Source organism: Paraburkholderia sp. SUR17 (genome assembly GCF_029536165.1).
Lineage (GTDB): Bacteria > Pseudomonadota > Gammaproteobacteria > Burkholderiales > Burkholderiaceae > Paraburkholderia > Paraburkholderia kururiensis.
On record NZ_CP120509.1, the window covers coordinates 525,690 to 544,803 of the forward strand.

General features: G+C 66.2%; 15 protein-coding genes and 1 pseudogene. 4 read left to right on the top strand and 12 right to left on the bottom strand.

Annotation, left to right across the window (positions count from 1 at the left end; all coding sequences use genetic code 11):
• Positions 1–2 precede the first annotated feature (2 nt).
• The 3 genes from P2869_RS19840 to P2869_RS19850 all read left to right on the top strand — a co-directional run bounded on the left by P2869_RS19840 (position 3) and on the right by P2869_RS19850 (position 3,144).
• Positions 3–1,295 (top strand): amidase, encoded by a 1,293-nt coding sequence (locus P2869_RS19840; RefSeq protein WP_277599278.1) that lies wholly within the window; start codon positions 3–5, stop codon positions 1,293–1,295.
• A 113-nt stretch (positions 1,296–1,408) separates the two neighbouring features.
• Positions 1,409–2,527 (top strand): transporter substrate-binding domain-containing protein, encoded by a 1,119-nt coding sequence (locus P2869_RS19845; RefSeq protein WP_277599900.1) that lies wholly within the window; start codon positions 1,409–1,411, stop codon positions 2,525–2,527.
• The gene (locus P2869_RS19850; protein WP_017773533.1) at positions 2,524–3,144 is read left to right on the top strand and encodes an ANTAR domain-containing protein; all 621 of its coding nucleotides are present in this window, start codon (positions 2,524–2,526) and stop codon (positions 3,142–3,144) included. Before P2869_RS19845 ends, P2869_RS19850 begins: the two co-directional genes overlap by 4 nt.
• Positions 3,145–3,164: 20 nt before the next feature.
• On the opposite strand, the gene P2869_RS19855 is transcribed toward P2869_RS19850, so the two are convergent.
• From P2869_RS19855 to P2869_RS19910, 12 genes and pseudogenes are all read right to left on the bottom strand, one after another.
• A complete protein-coding gene (locus P2869_RS19855) occupies positions 3,165–4,079 on the bottom strand; it encodes a LysR substrate-binding domain-containing protein (RefSeq protein ID WP_277599279.1) in 915 nt (304 codons plus the stop codon).
• Positions 4,080–4,239: 160 nt separating this feature from the next.
• On the bottom strand, positions 4,240–5,619 hold the full coding sequence (locus tag P2869_RS19860; RefSeq protein WP_277599280.1) for an MmgE/PrpD family protein: 1,380 nt from the start codon (positions 5,617–5,619) through the stop codon (positions 4,240–4,242).
• Between the two features lie 107 nt (positions 5,620–5,726).
• Positions 5,727–6,710: an oligopeptide/dipeptide ABC transporter ATP-binding protein gene (locus P2869_RS19865; protein WP_126875950.1), complete on the bottom strand. Its 984-nt coding sequence runs from the start codon at positions 6,708–6,710 to the stop codon at positions 5,727–5,729.
• Positions 6,707–7,723 (bottom strand): ABC transporter ATP-binding protein, encoded by a 1,017-nt coding sequence (locus P2869_RS19870; RefSeq protein WP_277599281.1) that lies wholly within the window; start codon positions 7,721–7,723, stop codon positions 6,707–6,709. The genes P2869_RS19865 and P2869_RS19870 overlap by 4 nt, the downstream gene beginning before the upstream one ends.
• Positions 7,720–8,607 (bottom strand): ABC transporter permease, encoded by an 888-nt coding sequence (locus tag P2869_RS19875; RefSeq protein ID WP_126875948.1) that lies wholly within the window; start codon positions 8,605–8,607, stop codon positions 7,720–7,722. Before P2869_RS19875 ends, P2869_RS19870 begins: the two co-directional genes overlap by 4 nt.
• Positions 8,604–9,545: an ABC transporter permease gene (locus tag P2869_RS19880; RefSeq protein WP_277599282.1), complete on the bottom strand. Its 942-nt coding sequence runs from the start codon at positions 9,543–9,545 to the stop codon at positions 8,604–8,606. The genes P2869_RS19875 and P2869_RS19880 overlap by 4 nt, the downstream gene beginning before the upstream one ends.
• Positions 9,542–10,711 (bottom strand): FAD-dependent oxidoreductase, encoded by a 1,170-nt coding sequence (locus P2869_RS19885; protein ID WP_277599283.1) that lies wholly within the window; start codon positions 10,709–10,711, stop codon positions 9,542–9,544. Before P2869_RS19885 ends, P2869_RS19880 begins: the two co-directional genes overlap by 4 nt.
• Entirely contained in the window at positions 10,708–12,105 is a 1,398-nt protein-coding gene (locus P2869_RS19890; protein ID WP_277599284.1) for an NAD(P)/FAD-dependent oxidoreductase, read from the bottom strand. The genes P2869_RS19885 and P2869_RS19890 overlap by 4 nt, the downstream gene beginning before the upstream one ends.
• Before the next feature lie 74 nt (positions 12,106–12,179).
• Positions 12,180–12,473 (bottom strand): annotated as a pseudogene (locus P2869_RS19895) ((2Fe-2S)-binding protein); the annotation flags it as partial.
• Entirely contained in the window at positions 12,454–13,614 is a 1,161-nt protein-coding gene (locus tag P2869_RS19900; RefSeq protein ID WP_277599285.1) for an FAD-dependent oxidoreductase, read from the bottom strand. The pseudogene P2869_RS19895 and the gene P2869_RS19900, both read right to left, overlap by 20 nt.
• A 42-nt stretch (positions 13,615–13,656) precedes the next feature.
• Positions 13,657–15,228, bottom strand: a complete 1,572-nt coding sequence (locus P2869_RS19905) for an ABC transporter substrate-binding protein (protein WP_277599286.1) — start codon at positions 15,226–15,228, stop codon at positions 13,657–13,659.
• A gap of 478 nt (positions 15,229–15,706) precedes the next feature.
• Positions 15,707–17,473 carry a methyl-accepting chemotaxis protein gene (locus tag P2869_RS19910; protein WP_277599287.1) on the bottom strand — a complete coding sequence of 589 codons (1,767 nt, stop codon included), beginning with the start codon at positions 17,471–17,473 and terminating at the stop codon, positions 15,707–15,709.
• Positions 17,474–17,951: 478 nt separating this feature from the next.
• Between P2869_RS19910 and P2869_RS19915 the strand changes: the two genes are divergently transcribed.
• Complete coding sequence (locus tag P2869_RS19915; protein WP_277599288.1) at positions 17,952–19,091, top strand: alpha/beta hydrolase; 1,140 nt, start codon at positions 17,952–17,954, stop codon at positions 19,089–19,091.
• Positions 19,092–19,114: the final 23 nt, after the last annotated feature.

The window sequence follows — 19,114 nt, forward strand, 5'->3', positions numbered from 1 at the left end:
ACATGAATGCAGACATGCTTTATCGGCCGGTGTCCGGCCTTGCGCTGCGTGAGCGCAGCGGCGACACGCCAGAGGAACGGGGCGGTGCGGTGCTGGAAGCGCTCGCGCGCATCGAAGCAGCGGACGCCGAACTGCGCGCGATGACCGCCGTGCTCGGCCGCGAAGAGGCGCTGGCCTGCGCGGCGGCTGCGCGCGGGCCGCTGGCCGGCCTGCCGGTCGTGGTGAAAGACATCTTCGACACCGCCGATCTGCCGACAAGTTACGGCTCGCCGATCTACGCAGGCCATCGGCCGGCTGCGGACGCGGTGATCGTGACCTTGCTGCGCCGCGCTGGCGCCGTGGTGCTCGGCAAGGCCGCGACCACCGAATTCGCGTACATGGCGCCCACCGATACGCGCAATCCATGCGACCTCGCGCGCACGCCGGGCGGTTCGTCGTCGGGCTCCGCGGCGGCGGTGGCGGCCGGCATCGCGCCATTCGCCATCGGCTCGCAAACCGGCGGCTCCACCATCCGGCCGGCCTCCTTCTGCGGCATCGCCGGCTACAAGCCGACCTTCGGCATGATGCCCACCGTGGGCATGAAGTGCTTCTCGTGGTCGTTCGATACGGTGGGGCTGTTCGCGGCCGGCGTGCGCGACGTCGCGTTTCTTGGGCAGGCGCTGTCCGGGCGCGAGCTGTCGGTCGCGGCCGGGCCGCAGCGGCCCGTGTTCGGCGTGCCTGTCGACTACCCGTGGACCGCGCCGTCGGCGAACGCCGTGGCGGCCATGGACACCGCGATCCGCGCGGTCGAGCAGGCGGGCGGCAGTGTCAGGCCAGTGCGCTTCGAGGCGTGGATGGCGGAACTGGTGGCCGCGCACGGCGTGATCCAGAGCTACGAAGCATGGCAGACGCTCGGCTATGAGTACGACCACCATCGCGCGGCGCTCTCCGCGCTGCTCGGCGAGTTTCTGGAGCGTGCCGGCACGGTGGACCTCGTGGCTTACTCGAACGCCCGCGCGCAGATGCGCCGGGCGAAGGGCCGGCTCGACGACCTGTTCGACGGCGTGACGGCACTCCTCACGCCGAGCGCGCCCGACGAAGCGCCCGAGGGTCTGGGCACGACCGGCGACCCCGCGTTTAACCGCAACTGGACGCTGCTCGGGTGTCCGTGCGTGAACGTGCCGGGTCTGCGTGGCAGCAACGGCGCGCCGGTCGGTGTGCAGGTGATCGGCCGGCCGTGGGACGACGCGCAGACGCTCGCCGCGGCGGCCTTCGTCGAGCAGGCAATGGCGAGCGCGGGCAAGGTGGCGCCGTGAGTGCTTCCATCGGCGCCGCCCGGGAGGCGGCCACACGCGACGACGCGGCGAAGCACGCGCCGGACCCATCGGGCGGCGAGCCGCCGCGGGCAGGCCACGACGAAAGCTGGCGCATTGGCGTGCTCTATTCGCGAACCGGCATCACCGCGGCGACGGAGTCCGAGCATTTTTTCGGCACCGCGCTCGCCATCGAAGAGATCAACGCGACGGGCGGCATCGACGGGCGGCTGCTCGACCCGGTCGTGTACGACCCGAAGAGCGACGCCGACGAATACCGCCGGCTCGCCACCCGCATGCTGCAGGAGGACGACGTCAACGTGATCTTCGGCTGCTCCACGTCGTCGAGCCGCAAGGCGGTGCTGCCGGTGATCGAGCGCAATAACGCGCTGCTCTGGTATTGCTCGATCTACGAAGGGTTCGAGTATTCGCCGAACGTCATCTATACCGGCGCGGTGCCGAACCAGAACAGCATGCAGCTTGCCGCGTGGCTGCTGCGCCACGTGGGCCGGCGTTTCTTCCTGATCGGCGCGGACTACATCTATCCGCGCGAGTCGAACCGGATCATGCGCGACATCGTGGAAGATCACGGCGGCGAAATCGTCGAAGAGATCTATCTGCCGAGCGACGCGGATGCCGCCTCGCTCGAACGCGTGCTGCGCGACATTCGGGCGGTCGAACCGGACGTGGTCTTTTCCACGCTGATCGGCCGCTCGGCGCGGGCGTTCTACGCGCTATACCGCGAGCACGGGCTCGACCCCGCGCGCATGCCGATTGCGAGCCTGACGATGACCGAGGGCGAAACGCGCATGATCGGCCCCGCGCTGTGCGGTGGCCACATCGTCTCGGCCACTTATCTGAACACGCTCGACAACGACAGTAACCGGCGTTTCTTGACGTCGTGGCGAGCGCGCTTCGGCGACCGGCCCGCCAGCATGTGGTCGGAGATGGCGTACAACCAGGTGCAGCTCTTCGCGGCGGCCTTGAAACAGACCCGCAGCCTCGACACGGCAAAGCTGGTGGAAGCGATTCATGAGGTGGAATTCGACTCGCCGGAAGGTCTGTTGAAGATCGACCCCGCCAACAACCATGCGATCCTGACGCCGCGCATTGCCGTCTGCCGGCCGGACGGCGCGTTCGACGTGGTGTGGGAAAGCCGTGGCGTGGTCAAGCCCGACCCGTATCTGACCGCCTATGGCTTCGGCGAATTCTGGCTCGATGGGGAAACGGCATGAGCGGCAGCGCACGGCGCCTGTTCGACGACCTGCGCTCGCTGCGGGTCACGGTCATTCATCCGCCGGGGGACGACCGCAGCGTGCTGGAAGAGCAGCTGCGCCGCATCGGCTGCCCGGTGCGCGTGATCTGGCCGTTCCCCGCGCGCCTGCCGGCCGATACGGACGTCATCTTCTTTCTCGTCGGTCCCGAGCTTCGCAGTGCGGGCAACTGGTGCGCGGCGGACAGCAACGCGACGCTCGTCGCGCTGTCGGACTATGAGAACCCGACTGCGCTGAAGATGCTGGTGGACACCCAGGCGCATGGCGTCATCACGAAGCCGTATCGCTCCACCGGCATTCTCAGCACGCTGGTGCTCGCACGCGCCTCGTCGGGCTACCAGCAGCGGCTGCACAGCAAGATCGGCAAGCTGGAGGAAGCCATCAAGGCTCGCCGGCACATCGAGAAGGCCGTGCGCCTGCTGATGGATTCGCAACGGCTCGGCGAAAACGAAGCGTACGAACATATGCGCGCGCGTGCCACGAGCCTGCGCATCACCGTGGGCGAGATTGCGACGATGGTGATCGATGCGCACGAGGCGATGGAAAAGCTTGGCCTCGCCAAGCCTGCGAATTCGTGAAGGCGCGGCTGCCGCAGGACTCACGCCTTCAACGTCTCGTGAAAGACTTCGTCGGCCACCTGCCGTACTTCGTGGAAGAACGCCTCGACCAGACTCGAGTTCTGCGATGCCGGCATGCGGCACAGCTGGAAACGAAAATGCACCTCCGGTTCGAAGCGGCGCAGCACGATGCGGTCCTGCATGCCGCCGCCGAACAGCGGATGAATCAATGAGACGCCAAGGCCGGAGGCGACGAACTCGCATACGCTCGGCGCATTGTCGGTTTCGAGCACGACGTTCAGGTGGACGTTGTGCTCTTCGAAAACCGTTTCCACCAGCTGGCGCGTCTGGCTCATGAAAAAGAACGTGACGAACGGGACGTTGTCCAGATCGCGCGGGCGAATCACCTTCTTTTTGCACAGCGGATGCGAGGGGGGCAGCGCACAGACGAGCGCATGCTCCATCAGCGGTTCACGCGCGATGTAGGTGTTGTCCACCAGACCGTTCACGAGGCCAAGATCGAGCTGGCGGGTCACGAGCCATTCGGTCACGATCTGCGAGCTGCGCGAGTGGATGGCCAACGTGACGTCCGGGTGCGTTTTCAGGAAATTGAGCGAGACCCGGCGTATGAACGAGCCGGCCAGCGCGGGCAGGGTGCCCACGGTCAAATGGCGCTGCTCGTCGCGGCGAATCGAGTCGATAGCCTGCTCGAGCTGCCGCAGGCCGGCGAAGATGCGGTCGATCTCGCCGTACAAACGCATTCCCTGGCGCGTCGGCGCGAGCTTGCCGCGTACGCGATCGAACAAGGTCAGGCCGGAGTCGTCTTCCAGGTGGGTCAGCATCTTGCTGACTGCGGGTTGGGAGATATAGAGAATCTCGGCGGCGCGGCTGACTGTGCCCTGTTCGATGACCGCCTTGAACGCTTCGATCTGTCGCAGATTCACCTGACGCTTCATGCCATCACCCTATGGGATCGATTTATCGCAGCCAGTGCTGAAGTTCAGGATGATGCATCGAAGGCGACGGCGCCTGCAACGCGAGATTCCGCACCCTTGCCGTTCACCGCACGGTGGGCGATGAAGGGGTGATGAAGGGACGGCGCGGTCGCTTCGCAGTCTACCGGGCGCCAGTTGCCGGGGCATCCGTCGGCACGTCCGATGGCGCATGGTCGAACACCAACGTACCGAGGCACGCCAGCAGGCCGTCCAGGTCGCCGGAAGCCAGCGCATCGACGGCATCGAGCAGCCGGCTTTGCTGTTCTTCGGTGGAGATCAGTCTTGTCGCTGCGCGGAACTTGGCCTCCAGCTCGGCCCAGGTGAGGGCTTTCGTCGCTTCCCCGCGCGGAGCGGTGACATCGGAGGTGACGCGTCGCCCTGCGCTCGTCACCGTGACGCGAGCCAACGTCTGCGCCGGAAAGCAGGCGTCGAGTTCGGGGGCGAGGCGCAGCGTCACCTTTTCCGCCAACGCGCTGATGTCCTCCCGAAACAGCTGCTCGTGCGTGAGAGGCAGCAATGCCGACGGGCCCGCTATCGCCGCGATGGCGAGGCAGTAGGGAATGCTGTATTGAATTTCGACGAGATTCGCCGGACGTGGCGTATTCAGGATGCGCAGCGCGCCGCTATGAGTCGCGACCTCGATGGCGTCGACGCTGCGCATGTCGAGGCCGTGTCGGCTGATCAGCGCCAACAGGGCATCGACCGGTGCATGCACGTGGCGGCAGCACGCATAGAGCTTGAAGTAGACGTTGCGGATGTGCGCGGCCTCGCCCGCACGGAACGCGTCGGGAAAGCGGAAATGACGGGCACTGTCGAGAATGTTGCGCGGCCCGGTATGTCCGGCCTGGGCCAAGCCGAGCGCCATGAGACCGGTGACCACCGACCAGGGGATGCCCTCCTTGACGTCGCTTCCCTCCGGGTTCGTCGTGCGAGGCGCAGGGGCACTCGCGAACGCCTGGTTTGGCGCGCTTTCTCCCGCAATGGCGAGTGCATGCTCGAGTACGGCACGCGGCGTCTTGCGCAACGCCGCGGCCGTGGCAACGACAGCGTAGGCGGACCACGTGCCCGTGTTCCCATACGTGAGGCGTGCCGCGCCGATCGTCACGCCGACCTCGTAGCCGATGACGATGGCGCTGATGAGTTCTTCCAGGGTGGCGCCGGTTTCCTCGGCAACGGCGAAGGCGGTCGGGATCACGGCTGCGCCAGGATGGCCGCGTGCGAGACGGTGGCCGTCGTCGAGGTCGAGCACGGACGCCGCGGCGCTATTGGCCCACGCCGCGCCGATAGCGGACCCGGCCAGTCCCGCGAACCAGATCGACGATCGCCCCGCGCCGAAGGTGTCGAGCGCCATGCCGCGCACCGCCACGACGCCTCGCTCGTGAAGACCCGCCGCAGCCGCGCTCAACAGGTCGAGGATGCAGCGGAAGGCGGCTTGCCTTGCAGGCTCGTTCGCGCGCTGTTCGCGGGCCGTTACGACGTACTGCGCAATGTGCGTCGTCATTCCGTGTGCGCGGGCGGCGTCCGAGGCTGCTTGCCCGGGTTGGGCGGCCGCCTGCGAATGTTCACTTGATGCAACCATGATGTGCGGAACCGATTCGTTGAGTATCGCTACGCGCACTCGTGCGCCGTCAACGGAAAATGGCAGGCCGCGCTGCGCCCGGCCGCCACCGCGTCGAGATTCGGGGTCTTCTCCATGCAAGGCCCGCTGGCGCGCGGACAACGCGGATGGAAAGCGCAGCCGGCAGGCAGCCGGGTAGGCGATGGAATTTCACCCTCGATCTTCGCCAGGTGCAGCCGTTCCCTCGGGTCAGGCACCGGCGACGAATCTCTGAGCACGCCGCTGTACGGATGCGCCGGCGTATCGAGCAGCGAGCGGGTTGGACCGCTTTCGACAATGCGGCCGAGGTACATGACGCTCACGGTGTCGCAGAATTGCCGGACGACGCCGAGGTCGTGCGAGACGAAAACGAACGACAGCCCACGCTCTTTGCGCAAGCTCGCAAGCAGTTGAAGGATCTGCGCCTGCACCGAGACGTCGAGGGCCGACACGGGCTCGTCGGCAATGATGAGTTCGGGGTCGAGCACGAGTGCACGCGCGATCCCGACACGCTGGCGCTGGCCGCCAGAGAATTCGTGCGGATAGCGGTCGAGCGCGTCGAGCGGCAGCCCGACGTCGAGCAAGGTCTTCGCCACCTTCTCCGCGATCGTGCGGGCATTGCCCCGGCGGTGAACGTACAACGGTTCTTCGAGCGTCTGGCGTACCGTGCGGCGAGGGTTGAGCGACGCATAGGGGTCCTGGAACACGATCTGGATACGCTGGCGCAACGCGCGCATTTGCACGGCGCTCGCCTGCCTCAGATCGATTCCGTCGAACACGATGGAGCCGGAGTCGGGTTCGATGAGGCGCAGCAACGTGCGCGCAACCGTCGACTTTCCGCAGCCGGATTCGCCCACGAGCCCCATCGAGCCGCCTCGCTCCAGCGTGAAGGAAACCTCGTTCACGGCCCGCACGACCTGGCGTGGTGCGCCAAAGCGCCCGCCGCCGCTCACGAAATGCTTGACCAGACGGTCTACACGCAGCAGTTCGCTCATAGCGACGTCTCCCCCTTCGTTCGTAACGGTGTCAGCGCCACCGGGCAGCGCGCGACATGATCGCGGGCGCCGCCCGGCACCGGCAGCAAGTCGGGATGCTCGTGTTCGCACCGAGCCTGCCTGTGCGGACAGCGTGCCGCGAACGCGCAGCCGGAGGGCATCGTCGAGAGCGTAGGTGCCTGCCCCGGAATGCCCTGGAAGGCGTCGATGTCGAGATCGACGCGCGGCATCGCGCGCAGCAAGGCCTGCGTGTAGGGATGCGTGGGCCGTGCAAACAGCGCGTCGACATCCGCCAGCTCGACGATCTCGCCCGCGTACATGACCGCCACGCGGTCGGCGATTTGCGCAACGACGCCCAGGTTGTGCGTGATGAACAGCACCGACATGCCATGCGCGGCCTTGAGCTGCGCCAGCAGCGCCAGGATTTGCGCCTGGATGGTGACGTCGAGCGCGGTGGTGGGTTCGTCGGCCACGAGCAGCGCCGGCTTGCACGCGAGCGCCATCGCGATCATGGCGCGTTGACGCATGCCGCCTGAAAACTGATGCGGATAGTCGTCGATGCGATTCTCAGCACCCGGGATGCCCACCTCGCGCAAAGCCGCGAGCGCCTGGCGGCGCGCGTCGGCATACGGAACGTCGTGATGCTGGCGGATCGCTTCGACGATCTGATCGCCCACCTTCATCGTCGGGTTCAACGACGTCATGGGGTCCTGGAAGATCATGGCGATCTGATTGCCGCGCACGTGGGCAAGCTCCGCCTCGGACAACGCCGAAAGGTCGCGCCCCTCGAACAGGATCTGACCGCCGCCGTGACGTGCCGCCGCTGTCGGCAACAGCCGCAGGATGGATAGCGCGGTCACGCTTTTGCCGCTACCCGACTCGCCGACGAGCGCCACCGTTTCGTTGCGCGCCACGCAGAGCGACACATCGCGCACGGCGGCGCGCCATTGCCGGCGGATGCGGAATTCGGTGCGCAACGCGCGAAGTTCCAGAACGGGCGAAGGCTGCGTCATCTGTTCTCTCCGCGAAGTTTGGGGTCGAGCACGTCGCGCAGGGCGTCGCCCAGCAGGTTCAAGGCGAGCACCGTGACAAGAATGGCGAGACAGGGAAAGACGATCAGCCACCAGGCGTCGAGAATGTTGTCGAAGCCATCGCGGATCATGCCGCCCCATGTCGCGATGGGGGGCGGCACGCCGAGCCCGATGAAGCTGAGCGAGGCTTCGGTGCGGATCGCCGTGGCCATCCACATGGATCCCAGTACGATCACTTCCGAAATCATGTTGGGCAGGATATGTACGGCCATCAGGCGAATCGGCCCGTAGCCCAGGGCCCGGCCGGCCTCGATGAAGTCGCGCTGCTTGAGCGCGATCGTCGGTGCGCGCGCTACGCGCACGAAGGGCGCAATCTCCGTAATGGCGATCGCCACGATCAGGTTCTGCAGGTTGGCGCCGAGCATGGCCGCCACCATGAGGCCCAGCAGCAGCGCGGGAAACGAAAGCAGCACATCGACGAGCCCCATCACGAGCTGATCGACCCAGCCGCCGAGATACCCCGCCAGGATGCCGAGTACGAGGCCCACCACCATCGCGATCAACACGGCGAGAAAACCCACCAGCAGCGAAATGCGCGCGCCGTAGATGAGCCGCGACAGGACATCGCGGCCATAGCTGTCGGTACCTAGCCAGTACTGCGCCGAAGGCGGGTCCAGCCGATAGGCGATGTGCTGGCTGATGGGGTCGTGCGGTGCGATCCAGGGTGCGAATACCGCCGCGAGCGTGACTGTCGCGAGCACGATCAGGCCGATCCATGCGATGCGATTGCCTAGCAGCGTTCGCCACAGCCCGCCAGAACGGGCGGCGGGCGTGGCGGGAGGAGACGAAGTGGCCACAGTGCTCATTTGAATTTCACCCGAGGGTCGACCCACGCGTAGGCGAGGTCGGTCACCAGATTGACGACGATGACGCAAAAGGCGAACACGATCATCAGGCCTTGCAGCAGCGTGTAATCGCGCGAATTCAAGGCGCCCAGAATCAGTTTTCCGATACCGGGCCGGTTGAAGACGATTTCGGTCAGCACCGAGTTGCCGATCAGCGTGCCGAAATAGAGGCCTACCACCGTCAAGATAGGAATCAGCGCGTTGCGCAAGGCGTGCCGCAGGATCAATTGGGCCGGTCGCAGCCCTTTGGCCCGGGCCGTGCGGATGTAGTCCTCGCCCAGCACGCTCAGCATCGAGGAGCGGGTGACGCGCGTCACATAGGCCGTCATGATCAGCCCGAGGTTGAAGGCCGGTAACACCAGACCGCGCCATTGGCCCCACGGGTTGCCCGAGGTCGAACTGCCGATGACGGGAAACCAGTCGAGTTCGATGGCGAACGCGAGCAGCATCAGGATGCCCGAGACGAACGCCGGAAACGACAGGCCGGCCAACGAAAGCAGACGCGTGACGTAGTCGGGCCAGGCATTGCGCCGGAGTGCGGCCCAGATTCCGAGCGGCAAGCCGAGCCCGATGCCGATCACGATCGCGGCGACGGTGAGCTGCAGCGTCCATGGCAGCACGGCCGCTACTTCGCGCAACACGCTGTGGCCGTTCGCAAGCGAGCGGCCCAGATTGCCGCTCAGCACGTCGGCGAGGAAGTGCAGATATTGCGTGTGCAGCGGCAGGTTCAAACCGAGTTGATTGCGCAGGGCTGCCAGCGCCTGTGCGCTCGCCTGGTCGCCGAGCATGGCGGCGGCCGGGTCGCCCGGCACGAGCCGAACGAGCACGAACACCGCGGTGAGCATGGCGAGCAGGGTGGGGACCGCAAGCAACAGGCGCTTGAGGGTGTATCGGATCATGCGCAGACCTCCGAAGGCGGGACAACCATCAAGCGGTGAGCACTGAGCGCCGCGATGGCGCGGCGCGTCGAACCATGGACGATCAGGTCCGCCAGCGCGGCGCCCACCACGGGCGCGAGCTGAAAGCCGTGGCCCGAATACCCGAAGGCGTGGAACACACCCGGCGCGTTCTTCGCAGGCCCGATCACGGGGAGCATGTCCGCTGTCCTCGCTTCGAGACCGGACCAGACGCGCACGATCCGAACGTCGCGTACGCAGGGGAACAGGTCGGTTGCCGCGCGAGCGCCTTTGCACAGAACACCCATGCGCACCTCCGCGGTCTCGCGGTCCAGATCGGGCACGCCTTGCAGGCCCCCGCCGATCACGAGCGTACCCTGATCCGACTGCTTGAAGGACAGCGGGCGCCCCATGATCGAAACGACCGGTTCGATCATGGGGGCAATGCGTTCGGAGACGATCATCATGGAGGCTTTCGTGCCGAGTGCAATCGTGTCGCCGACCATCGCCGCGATGCGCGCGCCCCACGCGCCCGCCGTGTTGACGACGGCAGGCACGACGAGCGAGCCGGCTTGCTGGTCGGCGCCATTCGCTGTGGGGTCCATGTCGATGGCCCAGTCCGACCCGCACCGCGCAATACCGCGCACGCCGCAGCCTTCGCGAATCACGACGCCGGCCGCTTGCGCGCTGCGCCGAAACGCAGCCAGCGTGCGATGCGGATCCGCCGCTCCGTTGTCCGCCGCAATGGAGGCGCCGACGCAATGCGGGCTGATCGCGGGAACCCGTCGGCGCAGTTCTTTGGCATCGATGAGCGCCTCGTGCGTATATCCCCTGGCGTTGAGGTCGGCGACGTGCGCTTCGAGCTTCGACAAGCTCGCGGCGTCTTCCGCTACGCAGATCTGGCCATGCGCGTGAAAGCCGCAATCGTCGCCGACGAGCGATGCGATGCTGTGCCACATCTCCATGGCTTCGAGCGAGAGATCCAGTTCGCGCAGGTCGCGGTTCAGCGTACGCACGCCCGCAGCCGACGCCCCCGAGGCATGCCTGCCGGCCCACGCGCGTTCGAGCACGACGACGCGCCTGCCCGCGCGCGCCAGGTGCAACGCCGCCGACAGGCCGTGCAACCCGCTCCCGATCACGGCAACGTCGAATACGGCCTGGCTCGTCACGTGTCGCTCCCGGTGTCGAGCGATGCCAGTTCTCCGAGCGTCAACGGCTTCAAAGGCGGCCTGATGCGATAGAAACCGATCTGCTCGACGCTCTTGCCGTGTGCCGCGGCCAGGATGTGCGCAACGGTATAGCCGCACTGGCGACCCTGGCACGGCCCCATGCCTGCGCGCGTGAAGGCCTTGATCTGATTCGGGCCGGGCTGGCCGATGCGGGCCGCCGCGCGGATCTGGCCGGCGGTCAGTTCCTCGCAACGGCACACGACCGTGTCGTCGTCCGGTGCGAAGAGTTCCGCACGCGGCGGATACAGCGCGTCCAGCATGCCTCGCATCGACAGTTGTGCAGCCAGGGTTCGCCGCAACGGCGCCGCCATGCGTTGCGCCGCCTCGTCGGTCAGCTTGCCGGCCCGCAGCGCGATGCCGAGCGCGGCCAGTTCGCCGCGCGTGCACGCTGCGCGCGCCCCGCCGATGCCGGAGCCGTCGCCGGCTGAAAATATCCCTGGTTTGCTCGTCTGTCCCCACGGGTCGAGTTCCGGCGCGAGGCATCGCTGGTCGGCGCGCCACGCATGTTGGCAGCCCAGCGCCTGGGTCATGTGTATGGAAGGCACCACCCCTTCGTGTACGAGCAGCAGATCCAGGTCGAGCCGCCGCGATTGTCCATCGGCGGTGCGATAGACGAGGTGCGCGAGGCGCTCTTGTCCTTCGCCGCGTAACTGCGTCACGCCGCGGACAATGGGAAAGCCGGCACGCCGCAACTCGCGCGTCCAGCCGAGGCCTTTGAGCAGGTCTTTCCACGCCGGCAACGCCTGCGCCATGTGTGGCAGGGCGCGCCGCCAGCCGCCGGCAGGGGACGTATCGAGCCATCCCGCAATCCGGCCGCCGGCTCGCAGCAGTTGCACCATGTACAGCAACACCAGGGGACCGCTGCCCGCGATCCACGGTGCCGGTTGCGGAATCTCACGCGCGGTCTTCAGAAGAATCTGCGCGGCCCCAACCGTCAACACGCCTGGCAAGGTCCAGCCCGGGAACGGGGCGGGGCGTTCCTGCGCGCCCGTGGCCAGCAACACGTTGGCCGCGTGCACGCACTCCGCCTGCTGGCCACGGCTCATGAAGACTTGCCAGCCGGGTTCGATCTGCCAGACCTGCGTGCCCGGCTCGTAGAGCGCACCGCTCGCGCGAAATGCGCGGACAAGCGGCAGACCCGCGGCGTATTCGTCACCCAGCAGGTCGCCGGTCCGGGTGCCGGCCCGTGCTTCGACGGCGCGCCAGATCTGCCCGCCCGGCGCCTGCTGTTCGTCGACGACGATCACGCTGAGGCCCAGGCTGCGCGCGCGCAGCGCGGCGCTCATGCCTGCTGGCCCGGCTCCCACAATCAACAGGTCGACTGAGCGGCTCATCGCGGCGCTCCTTGCGCCGTTGCGCCGGGAGAGGCGACAGCGCCGGCCACCGCATCGTCGCGCACGGTCGCGGCGAGTACCCGCCGACCGTGCTGGCGCTCCACGCGCATGCCGTCGCGTACCTGGACGAGGCAGGTCTGAACCGAAGCCACGCCGTCCACGTTCGCGAGGCACTCGAAACATACGCCCATCATGCAATACGGCGTGCGCGGGCTGCCGTTCACCGGCGTTGTGCGCGAGATCGGAGAAGCGAGCCGCAACAATACGGCGGCCACGCTTTCGCCCGGCTCTGCGCTGACCGTCTGTCCATCGACCGTCAAGGTCATGACGGGGGCCTGCTCCCCGGGGTCATGCAGTTTGCGGAACATTGAAACGTCCATGGTGAAAGATCTGTAGTTCGTCTGGAATCCGTGCTTGCGCCACCGCGGCGGCAAGCGGTCCGGCATGGAATGCGGCGAGCGTGATGCCGGAGTGGCACAGCGCGACCCAGGCGCCAGGGTAGTGGGCAGACTCGGCATAAACCGGGCAACCATCCGGCGTCATCACGCGCAGACACGACCAGTGCCGCACCAGTTGCGCCTGCCGGAGCGCGGGCAATATCCGGCCGGCCTGGCGGCTCATGCGGGCTGCGGCAGTCGTCGTCGTACTCAGGTCATAGCCGACGTTTTCCTGCGTGACGCCGATCATCACGGTCCCTTCCGCCGTCTGCCGCAGGCCGCTCGCGGGCAGCGGCAGGATGGGCGCCAGGCGCTCGGTGACAAGCAGCTGACCGCGCTGCGGCCGCAACGGAACGTCCAGCCCGACCATGGGACCGAGCGCCGACGAACCCAGACCCGCGGCGACGACGACCCGAGGCGTCTCGAAACGCTGTGCGCCGACATGAACCGAGAAGCCGCCACCGGCGAGCGGCGCAATGCGCGAGACCGGACTGTTGGTCCGCAATGTGCCGCCGTGTACTTGCAGCCCGCGCTGTAAAGCGGCGAGCAAACGCAGCGGATTGACGTGGCCGTCCATGCGTCCATAACTTGCGCCGCTCACTTCCGGCCCGAATTGCGCCTTTGGGAACAGGCGCTGCAACTGCGCGCGATCGAGCATCTCCGTACAGCTTGCTTGCCCTGGCAGTTGCTCGTGCCAGCGCGCGAGCTTCTCAGCCCGCTGTTCCCATTGCGTCTGACCGACGCAGAAGTGAATGCCGCCATTCGCCCGGTAGTCGATTTCGATGCCGCTATCCGCCGTCAATTCCTGCGCGAAGGTGGCCCACAATGCGGCGCTCCGACGCGAAAGCTGTTGATAGGCCGGCTGACCGAAGCCCTTTCCCTGCACCCATACGAGACCGAAATTCGCTTTGGCCGCGCGCAAGTCGCCATCTGCGCCGTCGAGCACGAGCACCCGCCAACCCTGCCGGGCGAGGCCGTAAGCAATGGCGCTTCCGACTACGCCCGCGCCCACCACGATGGCATCGCTGGATTGCGCATCGCGTCTATATTCTGGATCACTAACTGGTTTCATGAGCGTACGCGATGAATGAAACAGTTCGACGCATTACCGGTTTCAGTGAGCAGCCAGCGTGGTCTTTTCGGTAATGAGCGGGGCGAGGTTCAGCGAGCCTTTCAGGTCGTAGCCATACTGCACCTTGTCGCTGTGCACCCAGACCTGGAGCAGACCGAAGAGCGGCACGGAGCACACGTCGTCGTGAATCTTCTGCTGTGCGCTTTTCCACGACGCGAGCTTTCTGTTGAGATCCGGCTCGACGCGCGCCGCGCGGATATCGGCGTCGGCGACCGAACAATGCGAGAAGTTGGACATCGCTGTCGGCGTATTCACCGAGGCAGCCGAATCGTAGAACTCGCTTAGCCAGATATCGGCATCCGGATAACGCGCCGCGCCGTAGAAGACAAGCGCGCTCAGATCTTTCCGGCTTTGCGCCTGGTAAGTCGAGTGATCGACGATCTGCATGTCCAGCTTGATTCCGGCTTTGGCCAGCTGTGCCTGGATGATTTCCATGATGGGCCGCTGCGCCGAGATGTTCGACACGATCGATTTGATCGCGACTCCGTTCGGATAGCCGGCCTGCGCCAGCAACTTGCGCGCGTTCTCGACGTTGTACGCGTAGCCGCCGCTCGAGCAGTCTTCTCCGAGGTAGCCCGGCGGAACGGCCGAGCATCCCTTGACGGCTACGTCGGCGCCCACGTAATGCATGATCTCGTCGATGTTGATCGACTCGGCAATCGCTTCACGCACCTTGAGGTTGTCGAGCGGCTTGATGGTGCGGTTGATGAACAGCGTGCGGAATTCCGCCGGCTGGAAGATGTCGACGTGCGCCCCGTTGCGCTTGCGCTCGCGTTCTACCCAGCGCTGCTCGCGCTTGCCGTAAATGACGTCGAGTTCGCCGGAAGCGAAGGCCAGCTCGCGATCGCTGTCTGAGGGAATCATCCGCCAGGTGATGCCCGCGAGCTTCGGCTTGCCGCGGAAGTACTGGTCGTTCGCGACCAGTTTTACGTACTGCTGCGTGACGTGCTCGCCAAATGCGAACGGGCCGGTGCCGACCGGATGATTGCCGAATTGACTGCCGTATTTTTCGGCAGCCTTCATGCTGACGATATAACCGCCGTGATAGTTCGACACGCGCCCGGGAAAATTGGCGTCCGGGTACTTCAACGTGACGCGCACGGTATAGGGGTCAACGGCTTCGACGCCGTCGATTTCGGCAAAGCTCGCGGCGAAGCTCGAACGCTTGGGGTCTGCGGCGCGCTTGAGCGAGTAGACGACATCTGCGGAGGTCAACTCTCCCCAGCCGCCCTGGAACTGGACGCCGTGACGCAGATGAAACGTCCAGACCTTGCTGCCGCTCGAGGCTTGCCAGCTTTCGGCAAGATCCGCTTCGAGCGATTTCGGATCCGCGCTGCCGGGGGCGAAACGCGCGAGGCCATTGAATATCTCGGCAACGACGGTGACGTCGTTGGTCGACGTGGCGCGGTCAGGGTCGAGCGTCGCGATGTCCTCGGCGCCGGAGGCCGCACGAATCACCGGGCGCGAATCGGCCTGCGCGTGAGCGGCGAACGGATACACGGCACCCGCCGCAGCCAGCATGCCGAGAAGCAAGGGGAAGAGTCGACTGTTCATGTAGTCCGTTCTTGAGTCGAAATGCGTTGTTTAGAACGCATCGTTATGGGTGGCCCTACGGTAGGACCGTCAAATTCGACTGTCAAAGACCGGGATTGGCGTGGGCTATTCCGTGCGGTTATAGGTGGGGTAATCCCTGGCGGCGTGCCGAAGGCGTCTGCAACTCGCCTTGTCACTGCTCGCCCGTTGGCGGAACCAGGCGGGATGGACATCAACAGAATTGGACCTGGGCCCGAGATTGCCGCATCGCCGCGGCATGCCAGGTGTTCTCACTGGAACCCGTATGGCTCGCGGGCAGACGGGGCTGCCCGCGATACCTGATCGTTGCGCGCCTGTCGAAGCGGGCCGCGCAACGCAACGTGGAGAGCCGAAAGCGTGAGCTTGCGCAGCCTCACCCAATACGCCCGGCGCGCGCGAGCCGCGCGGACTCCATGACTGCGTTCATTGCATTCTCCCGTGATGAAGCGGCATGCGAGCGTCAAAAGGTTTCCCAGTCGCGAGCGGCATTCGCGCTCGCAAGGGCGGGAGCGGACGCGGGCGCCGCCACCGGTGTGCGGCTCGAAACCGCAGGCCGGTCAGCCGCACGGCGCTTCGCTGCCGGCTTGCGTGCCGTTGCGGCCGTTGCGGCTGGCGCGGCCGGGGCCAACGCGAGCCGGCCATGCCGGGCTTCCTCGTTCGAACCCAGACGGAAGAACGATACGGCCTCGGTCAACTGATGCCCCTGGTCTTCGAGCGACCTCGACGCTGCCGCTGCTTCCTCCACGAGCGCCGCGTTCTGCTGTGTGACTTCGTCCATCTGCGTGATCGCGACGTTGACCTGCTCGATGCCGCGGCTCTGTTCGGTGGAGGCCGCGGCGATCTCGCCCATGATGTCGGTCACACGCGCCACGGCTTGGGTGACTTCGACCATGGTGCTGCCCGCGTCGTCGGCAAGGCGCGAGCCGTCCTGGATCTTCTGCACGGAGGCGGCAATCAGATCCTTGATTTCCTTCGCGGCGCTCGAGGAGCGTTGCGCAAGGCTGCGCACTTCGCTTGCCACCACGGCGAAGCCGCGGCCCTGTTCGCCGGCACGCGCGGCTTCCACCGCGGCGTTGAGCGCGAGGATATTGGTCTGGAACGCGATGCCTTCGATGATGCCGGTGATCTCCGCAATCTTCGACGAGCTGTGGCTGATGTCGGTCATGGTCTCCACGACCTGACCCACTACGGTGCTGCCCTTGTGCGCCACCTCGGACGCATTGCCGGCCAGCGCGCTCGCCTGCTGCGCGTTCTCTGCGTTCTGACGCACGGTGGAGGTCAGTTCCTCCATGCTCGAAGCCGTTTCCTGCAGCGAAGACGCCTGCTGTTCCGTACGCGACGACAAATCCTGGTTGCCCGAAGCAATTTCGCTGGAGCCTGTGGCGATGCCGTCGGCGGCGGTGCGAACCTGGGCGATCAGCCGCACGAGGCTTGCCTGCATCTCGCTCATCGAGGCGAGCACGCTGCCCTTCGGCGCACTTTGGGCGCCGGCAACCGTGCTCAGATCGCCTGCGGCCACGCGGCGCGTGATGTCGCTGAGCGTGGACGGCTCTGCGCCAAGCGAGCGCGTGAGGCCGCGCGTGATGAGCAGCGCCGCGACCACAGCAGCCGCAAGGGCGGCGAGACAGATGCCGATCAGCAGGACACGCTGGCTCGCATAATGTTCGGCGGACTCCTGCATCATCTGCTGCGCGCGGCTACGCGTGTAATGGCTATAGGCGTTCGTTGCCTTGATGAGTTCGGCAAGCAGCGGGCGGCACTGGTCGTTCATCATCGCGATGGAATGATCGTGCTGGTTGTGCAGGGCGGCGTCGACGATGGCAAGCGCGACAGGGCCGTACTGCGTTTCGACGCGGTCGATGCCGGCCACGAGTTCGCGCGCCTGCTGGGTTGCGCTCGCGCTGTTCGCCACCGCTTCCTTCAACTGGCGAAGCCGCGCCTGCACATCTTCGTGGGCTTGCGTGACGGCCGCCTTTTCGATTTCGATGTCGCTGGGTTTGGTCACGAGCACGAGGTTGCGCGCGGCAATCGCGCGCCGATCCACTGCGGTGCGAACCTGTTCGGCCAGTTCCGCGCGGGCGCTGATGCCGCTCACGTAGTCCGAAAACCGTTCGTTCGCGTCGCCAAGCGCACGCAGCGCGATCCCCGAAACGAGAAGAACGAGGGACGCCAGCAGGCCGAAGGTCACGGTGAGTTTGGCTCGCACCGTCATTTCCTTGAAGTTCATACGCGTGTCCTCCTGTGGTTCGCATTGAACGATCTCTTGTCTTGCTATTTCGTCGCCGTCGCGCATTTCCTAAATCGCAATGCGCGCGCAAATCGTTTGCTTCAGGGTTTGCTCCAGGCAAAAGACCGAAAGGTCGCACGCACGTGCGTTTTTAGCGACGCATTTCCGGAAGAAAGGCTCCGTAACTCGAAGGCGGGAAAGCCGCGCAATGGAGCATTCGCTGAAACGGCGAATCGTGCGGAATGTCTTTGTCCGCAGGGCTTCCAGGCGCCACTTGACGCATGTCGAGAAACGACAGGAAGAGGAAGGCCCCAACGGATCGACGGTACCGCAACCGGCAGTTCGAGATCGGGTGACTGCGCCGATAGACCGGGCTTGACCGCGAGCAGGGGGGCAGAGGAAGTTACGGCGGCCCGCGACGGATTCGCCCGCCGCGTGCGTTAAAGGAATTCATGCCCGGATAACGGAAAGGACGAACATGCGCTCCACCCTCTGCTCACGCGTGCTGGCTGCTGCCGCCCTCGGACTCTTGCTGCAGGTTGCGTCGGGATGCGCCGGGCAGACGGCGTCTGTCGAAGCGGTCGCGTCCGCGCAGCCGAAGACCGATCCGCTGGTGCTCACGCCAGTGCCGGTCGTGCAGGACGGCCGGCTCGAGGTCGCGACGCCGGCGGGCCGGGGCGTTGTCCCGATTCACGTGACGCGCGACTGGTCAGTGCCGCAGCCCGACGTGACGCGTGCCGTCGTGGTCATTCACGGCTGGCCGCGGCGAGACCTGACGTCAGCGGAGCGGGCGGCGGTCGAGGCGGGGCCGGCTGCGCAGCACACGGTCATCATCACGCCGCAGTTCCTCATCGCCGCGGACATCGAGGCGCATCACCTGCCCGGCGACATGCTGCGCTGGGGCCGGGACGGCTGGAAGACGGGCTACGACGCCCACGGGCCCGCCCCCATCAGTTCGTTCAGCGTGGTCGACACCATCTTCGCGCGCCTTGCCGACCGGCGGCTCTTTCCGTCGCTCGAACAGGTCGTGCTGGCCGGGCACTCGGCCGGCGGTCAGTACGTGCAGCGCTATGCGGCAGTGGGCCGCGGGCAGGCGCCGTTGCTCGCGCAAGGCATCGCGATCCGCTACGTGGTGGCCAATCCGTCGTCGTATCTGTATTTCGGCGAGGCGCGGCCCGTTGCTACGTCAGCCGCGTCGTGCCCGCGCCTGAACCGCTGGGAATATGGGCTCGATGGCGGATTGCCGCCCTATGTCCAGCAACCCGTCTCCGTGCCCGCCGTCGAAGCGCATTACCTGGCGCAGGACATCGTGTATCTCCTCGGTACGGCAGACATCGATCCGAACCACAAGGAACTGGACCGTTCATGCGCCGCCGAGGCGCAGGGCCCTACGCGCTTTGCACGCGGGCTCGACTACGTCGCCTGGCTGCGCACCCAAAGCGGCGGGCATCTCGGCCAGCGCGTTTTAGAGGTGCCAGGCGTTGGACATAGCAGCACGCGCATGTACGCATCGCCGTGCGGCAGGGCGGCGCTGTTTGGGCGGGTGCCGGACGCCGCGCCTGACGGCGCGAATCCGACAGCCGACGGCCAGCGCGCCATGGCGGACCCACCCGGCTGATCGCGACGAGACAGGCACATCGA